The organism is Sporomusa sp. (assembly GCF_057736855.1).
Genome location: NZ_JBYKYF010000019.1, coordinates 11292 through 17946, shown reverse-complemented (window position 1 = coordinate 17946; position 6655 = coordinate 11292). Strand labels below are relative to the sequence as shown.

General features: G+C 44.6%; 5 protein-coding genes and 3 pseudogenes. All 8 read left to right on the top strand.

Annotated features, from left to right (window positions below; translation table 11 throughout):
- Positions 1 to 275 (top strand): annotated as a pseudogene (locus tag AC29Z1_RS02585) (hypothetical protein); the annotation flags it as partial.
- A 134-nt stretch (positions 276 to 409) separates the two neighbouring features.
- Positions 410 to 619, top strand: a pseudogene (locus tag AC29Z1_RS02580) (hypothetical protein); the annotation flags it as partial.
- 5 nt (positions 620 to 624) lie between these two features.
- A complete protein-coding gene (locus AC29Z1_RS02575; RefSeq protein WP_488269894.1) occupies positions 625 to 1806 on the top strand; it encodes an acetyl-CoA C-acetyltransferase in 1182 nt (393 codons plus the stop codon).
- 37 nt (positions 1807 to 1843) lie between these two features.
- Positions 1844 to 2979, top strand: a pseudogene (locus AC29Z1_RS02570) (acyl-CoA dehydrogenase).
- Positions 2980 to 3021: 42 nt separating this feature from the next.
- Positions 3022 to 3807 carry an electron transfer flavoprotein subunit beta/FixA family protein gene (locus AC29Z1_RS02565; protein WP_488269893.1) on the top strand — a complete coding sequence of 262 codons (786 nt, stop codon included), beginning with the start codon at positions 3022 to 3024 and terminating at the stop codon, positions 3805 to 3807.
- A gap of 15 nt (positions 3808 to 3822) precedes the next feature.
- Positions 3823 to 5022 (top strand): FAD-binding protein, encoded by a 1200-nt coding sequence (locus AC29Z1_RS02560; RefSeq protein WP_488269892.1) that lies wholly within the window; start codon positions 3823 to 3825, stop codon positions 5020 to 5022.
- Between the two features lie 33 nt (positions 5023 to 5055).
- Positions 5056 to 5913: a 3-hydroxybutyryl-CoA dehydrogenase gene (locus tag AC29Z1_RS02555; RefSeq protein WP_488269891.1), complete on the top strand. Its 858-nt coding sequence runs from the start codon at positions 5056 to 5058 to the stop codon at positions 5911 to 5913.
- A gap of 52 nt (positions 5914 to 5965) precedes the next feature.
- Positions 5966 to 6655 (top strand): enoyl-CoA hydratase-related protein (locus tag AC29Z1_RS02550; RefSeq protein ID WP_488269890.1); only part of this gene is annotated, 690 nt, incomplete at its 3' end.

Sequence of the window (6655 nt, the reverse complement as noted above, 5' to 3'; positions counted from 1 at the left end):
CCGGTATGCAGGAAACCGAATTATTACATGCTTGGTGCAAGGTATTTGACTATTCGCCAGCCGATATGGAGATGTTTGACACCATCCTGTTACCGGCGTACCAGCAGGGCGGTATTAACGCTGTAAGCAGGTTGGTAGGCAAGAATATTTTAGATCTTTTATTCGTAACCAATGAAGAAATGACTTTGGCAGAAGCAGAATTTTTACAAGATATAATGCTTGAGGATGTAACCGCTGTTGTAAAAAATGTACAAAATTACAGCAGGGGGGCATAGAGGCCATGTTTGTGATTGACAGGGATGCCGTAGAGTATATAAAGAAACGCTCTGCCGCCTTAGTTATTGGCTTTACATTTGAACCGGCTATTGGTGGCTGAGCCTGTTCTGGCAAGCGCGTAACAGGTAGTTACGTACCGACAATAGCTATGACCTCGCCAATGGTAGCAAAACGAGAAGGCTATTGTGTTGCTGAAATAGATTCGGTTACAGTGTATTATCCAGCGGCGCTTAAAGTCAAAGAAGGCTATACTGCGATCAGGATTAAGCTAAAAAAAGTCTTGTTTGTGAAATGGCTGGAACTCGAAGGCGCTCAGGCTATTGCAAATTTTGACGAGGAGTGAATGACATGAAAGAAGTTGTTATTGCTAGCGCTGTTAGAACAGCAATTGGTAGTTTTAATGGTTCCTTAGCTTCCGTATCGGCAATTGAGCTAGGTAGTATAGTTGTTAATGAGGCTCTTAAACGGGCAGGTATTTCCAATAGTATGGTAGATGAGATTGTGTTAGGCAATGTTTTGCAGGGCGGTTTGGGACAGAATCCTGCACGACAGGCTGCTGTTAAAGCTGGAATACCTGTAGAAGTACCTGCTTTTACTGTCAATAAAGTTTGTGGCTCAGGCCTTAAAGCCGTCCAGCTGGCAGCACAGGCAATCATGGTTGGTGATGGTGACATTATTGTTGCCGGCGGCATGGAAAGTATGACGAATGCACCTTACGTGCTGGATGCTAAAGCCCGCTGGGGTTACCGGATGGGAGATGCCAAGCTGTATGATCTTATGATAAAAGACGGTTTGTGGTGCGCTTTTCATGATTATCATATGGGGATTACGGCTGAAAATGTAGCAGAACGCTATGGTATTACCAAAACGGCCCAAAATCAGTATGCCTGTGAGTCACAGCAAAAGGCTCTGGCGGCAATTGCGAGTGGTGCTTTTAAGAAAGAAATTGTGCCGGTTATTATCAAAGGCAAAAAGGGAGATATTGTTTTTGATACTGACGAGCATCCGCGGGCAGGCACTACTCTGGAAAAATTGGAATCTCTCAAGCCAGCTTTCAAAAAGGACGGAACAGTTACGGCTGGCAACGCTTCCGGTATAAATGATGGCGCGGCAGCACTTGTCATCATGTCAGGCGATAAGGCTCGTGAATTGGGGATTAAACCGTTAGCCCGTATTCGTTCCTTTGGTTCAGGGGGGGTTGATCCCAGTATCATGGGGATGGGCCCGGTACCAGCTACAAAAAAAGCTCTGGCGAAAGCTGGTTTAACGATAGATGATATTGATTTGATTGAAGCCAATGAGGCTTTTGCTGCTCAGTTTTTAGCAGTAGGGCAAGAATTGGGTTTCCCCAAAGACAGGGTAAACGTACATGGTGGTGCTATTGCCTTAGGTCATCCTATCGGTGCCAGTGGTGCTCGAATATTGGTAACGCTGCTGCATGCCATGGAACAAAGAGAAGCTAAACTTGGGCTTGCCACTTTATGCATTGGTGGTGGACAAGGCATGGCAATTATTGTGGAACGTATGTAACCATTATTTTGCCGCTATGAAGGATGGAGGGATATATTTGCAATTTCATCTTACTGAAGAACAAAAATTGATCCAAAAACTGGTACGTGATTTTGCTGAGAAAGAAGTGGCGCCAGGTGCTGCCGAACGGGATGAGAAAGAAGAATTTTCTCGCGAAATTGTAGATGCCATGGGCAAATTGGGGTTTACCGGTATTTGTTTTCCCGAAAAATACGGTGGAGCTGAAGCTGATGTTCTAAGTTATATTTTAGCTGTAGAGGAACTGTCCCGTGTCGATGCAGGCGTAGGAATTACATTGTCGGCAACCGTATCCCTGTGTGCATGGCCTATCTATGCCTTTGGAACAGAAGAGCAAAAGCAAAGATTTTTGGTGCCGCTAGCTGAGGGAAACTGGGTGCTTTTGGCTTAACTGAACCTAATGCTGGAACGGATGCTGCCTCTCAGCAAACCGTAGCGGTGGCAAATGGTGACCATTATGTACTCAATGGCAGTAAGATCTTTATTACTAATGCGGGAGAAGCTGAAATATATGTAGTATTCGCGACCACTGACAGGTCAAAAGGTGTAAAAGGCATTACTGCTTTTATTGTGGAAAAAGGAATGCCGGGCTTTACCTTTGGCAAAAAAGAGCATAAACTCGGTATTCATTCTTCGATAACCAATGAACTCATTTTTCAAGATGTGAAAGTGCCTAAAGAAAACATGCTGGGCAGAGAAGGTGAGGGCTTTAAGATTGCCATGAGCACGCTTGACGGCGGTAGAATAGGTGTTGCCGCTCAGGCCCTCGGTATTGCCCAGGCAGCGTTAGATCATTCCATAAAATATGCTAAAGAACGGGTACAATTTGGTAAACCAATAGCGAAAAATCAAGCGATTGCCTTTATGCTCGCAGACATGGCAACCAAGGTAGATGCTGCTCGTTTGCTGGTTTATCGTGCTGCGTATTTAAAAGATCAGGGATTGCCCTATTCTAAGGAAGCCGCTATGGCCAAAATGTTTGCTTCCGATGTTGCCATGGAGGTTACTGTTGACGCTGTTCAGATTTTTGGCGGTTATGGGTACAGTCGTGAATACCCAGTAGAACGTCTCATGAGAGATGCAAAAATCACCCAGATTTACGAAGGAACCAACCAGGTACAGCGTATGGTAGTTTCCGCAAGTGTTTTGCGGTAAAAATTCTATGTTGTAACAGATGCATATAGGGGGATTAGAGTAATGGAAATAGTGGTTTGTGTCAAGCAAGTGCCTGACACTACTGAAGTAAAAATTGATCCAGTGACAAATACCTTGATTCGCCAAGGTGTACCAAGTATTGTGAACCCCTTTGATAAACATGCTGTTGAGGCAGCTATTAGGCTTAAGGAAGAACATGGTGGCAAGGTTACTGTTATCTCCATGGGACCCCCGCAAGCGAAAGAGGCGTTAAAAGAATGCTTAGCGATGGGAGCCGATGAAGCATTGCTCATTAGTGACCGTGCCTTTGGCGGGGCTGACACCTTAGCAACAAGCTATACGTTAGCAGCCGCTATCAGAAAAATCGGGAATGTGGATATGGTCATCTGTGGTAAACAGGCCATAGATGGTGATACTGCTCAGGTAGGACCGGAAATAGCTGAACATTTAGGTTGGGCTCAGGTTACCTATGTGTCCGAGATTCAGGTCACTGGACAAACTGTAAAAATAAAGCGTGAATATGAGGAAGGATATGAGCTGCTGGAAGCTCAATTGCCGTTATTGCTGACTGTTCTTAAAAGCATTAATGAGCCACGTTATCCTACCATTAAAGGCGCTCTGAAGGCTAATCGCACAGAAATTCCGGTATGGACAGCCAGTGATATCGATGTTGATCCTCAACGCATCGGGCTTAAAGGTTCCCCGACGCAGGTACGACGTATTTTTACACCTCAGCAGAGGGTACAGGGAGAGATGATCCAGGCGAATAGCGCACGGGAAGCGGCTAGTATGCTAGTGAAAAAACTATCGGAATCCAAGCTTGTGTAACGGGAGGAAAATAACATGGCAGTAAAAGTAAATACAGAAGAATGTGTCGGCTGCAGCGCCTGTGAAAGTTCGTGCCCCTTTGGGGCTATCGTCATGCAGGATGATAAGGCGTATATCAGCGAAGCTTGTACCGAATGCGGTGCCTGTGTGGATATTTGCCCGGTTAGTGCCATTGCCAGGAAAGTAGAAGAAAAAACTGTAGACATAGATAAGAATGAGTATAAAAACGTATGGGTGTATATTGAACAAGCCGAGGGTAAAGCTAAAGGCGTTGCACATGAACTATTAGGCGAGGGTCGAAAACTGGCAGATGCAATGGGACAGAAATTGGCAGGAATTCTGATTGGCGATAGCGTGGAACATTTGGCGAAAGAAGTATTTGCCAGCGGAGCTGATATCGTCTATCTAGTGGAAGGTACTGAGTTTAAGCACTATACTACTGATGCTTATGCTACTGTGTTTACTGACTTAATTAAAACCTACAAACCATCAGTTATTCTCATGGGGGCTACTAATGACGGACGCGATCTTGGGCCAAGAGTGGCGTGCCGTGTAGGAACCGGCTTGACAGCAGACTGCACTGGCTTGGGTATTGATGAGCAAACAGGTTTAGTGGCTTGGACTCGCCCAGCCTTTGGCGGCAATATTATGGCTACCATTTTGTGTCCAGAACATCGTCCCCAGATGGGTACGGTACGTCCCAAAGTATTTAAACGTCCTCAGCAAGATTTTTCCCGCACTGGAGAAATTATACGAGTAAAAAGCACTGTCGATGCGAAACAAATTCGTACCAAACTTATTGATGTTATCAAAGTGTGTACTGCAGCCTGTAATTTAGAAGAAGCTGAGATTATCGTTTCTGGCGGCAGAGGTATGGGCAAGGCCGAAAACTTTGTGTTAATTAAGGAATTAGCGAATGTCCTTGGCGGTGCAGTGGGTGCATCGAGAGCGGTAGTAGATGCAGGCTGGATGCCCCAGATGCATCAGGTAGGGCAGACGGGTAAAACCGTAAGTCCGAAGATATATTTTGCCTGCGGTATCTCGGGAGCCATACAGCATATGGCAGGTATGGCTTCATCAGATATTATCATCGCTATTAACAAAGATGCTAATGCACCTATTTTTAAGGCAGCTAACTATGGCATTGTTGGTGATGTGATGGAAGTGTTGCCGGCATTAATTGAGGAATTTAAGAAAATCAAGCAAGATCGCTAATGACGGGACAGCGAGGAAGAGGGGTAAACACACATGGATTTTAAAAAGGCATTAGTTATTGGTGCAGGACAGATGGGTAGCGGGATTGCTCAGGTATTGGCACAAGGCGGGCTTGATGTAATCGTACGTGATATAAAGCCAGAGTTTATCCAAAAAGGGCTAGCAAGTATTGAACGGAACCTAAGCAAAGCAGTGGAAAAGGGCAAGATGACTACACAGGATAAAGACACTATCCTGTCGCGGATCTCTGGCACGGTAGAAATTGATGTTGCGGCATGCAATGTAGATTTAGTAATAGAGGCAGCTACTGAGAATGCAGATATTAAGCGCGATATTTTCAAAATACTCGACAAACAGTGTCCTAAGCATACTATTTTAGCGACCAACACCTCTTCATTGCCGATAACTGCCATCGGAGCTTTTACTCAGCGGCCTGATAAAGTCATTGGTATGCATTTCTTTAATCCTGCTCCTGTCATGAAGTTGATTGAAATTATTAATGGTTTGGCTACCAGTGAAGAAACATTTGCAGCCATAAAAGCATTAGCTGAAACATTGGGAAAAACACCTGTTAAAGTTGCCGATTATCCTGGTTTTGTTGGTAACCGTATTATGATGCTGATGATTAATGAAGCAATATATACCTTGATGGAAGGGGTAGCAAGTGCTGAGGATATTGACCAAGTAGCTAAACTGGGCTTTAATCACCCAATGGGACCTCTGGCGTTAGCTGATCTTATAGGTAATGATACCGTACTGTCTATTATGGAAGTTTTGTATGAGGGCTATGGCGATCCTAAATACCGTCCTTGTCCATTGTTGAAAAAAATGGTTCAGGCCGGATATTTGGGACGCAAGTCTGGCAAGGGGTTTTACGATTATAGTAAATAACCCTACCTAATTGACTGATAAAGTCTGACAAATATAGGAAGGATAGGGTATCATGATGCAGTATACAAACTTATTGTTTGAAAACCATGCAGGTATTGCAATCATTACATTATGCAGACCCAAGGTGCTAAATGCGTTAAACGGTGCCATGTTACAAGAATTAGACGATCTGCTAAATACTATTGCACAAGATGAGACCATTAAGGTCGTTATTGTTACTGGAAGTGGTGACAAAGCTTTTGTAGCTGGTGCTGATATTAACGAGATGAAAAATTTGTCTGCTATGGAAGGCCGCAAGTGGGGGAAATTTGGTCAGGCTGTGTTTAACAAGCTAGAGAACCTGCCGCAGCCGGTCATTGCTGCTGTCAACGGGTTTGCTTTGGGTGGAGGCTGTGAACTGGCTATGGCTTGTGATATACGGATTGCTTCGGAAAATGCTAAGTTTGGTCAGCCAGAAGTGACATTAGGCATTATACCCGGTTTTGCCGGTACCCAACGCTTGCCCCGGCTGATTGGTAAAGGTCGTGCCAAAGAATTATTGTTTACCGGTGATCTCATTGATGCACAGGAAGCCTACCGTCTTGGTTTGGTTAACAAAGTGACAAAACCCGAAGATCTGCTAAACACAGCCAAGACACTGGCAGAAAAAATTATGTCTCGTGCGGAGGTAGCTGTAAGGCTGTGTAAGGCGGCAGTCAATGAAGGTATGGATATGGATATGGAATCTGGCATAGCCTATGAA

Excerpts from the sequence above, each read along its gene's own strand:
- AC29Z1_RS02560 (WP_488269892.1), top strand. The coding sequence starts at position 3,823 with ATGGCAGTAAAAGTAAATACAGAAGAATGTGTCGGCTGCAGCGCCTGT.
- AC29Z1_RS02565 (WP_488269893.1), top strand. The coding sequence starts at position 3,022 with ATGGAAATAGTGGTTTGTGTCAAGCAAGTGCCTGACACTACTGAAGTA.
- AC29Z1_RS02575 (WP_488269894.1), top strand. The coding sequence starts at position 625 with ATGAAAGAAGTTGTTATTGCTAGCGCTGTTAGAACAGCAATTGGTAGT.
- AC29Z1_RS02555 (WP_488269891.1), top strand. The coding sequence starts at position 5,056 with ATGGATTTTAAAAAGGCATTAGTTATTGGTGCAGGACAGATGGGTAGC.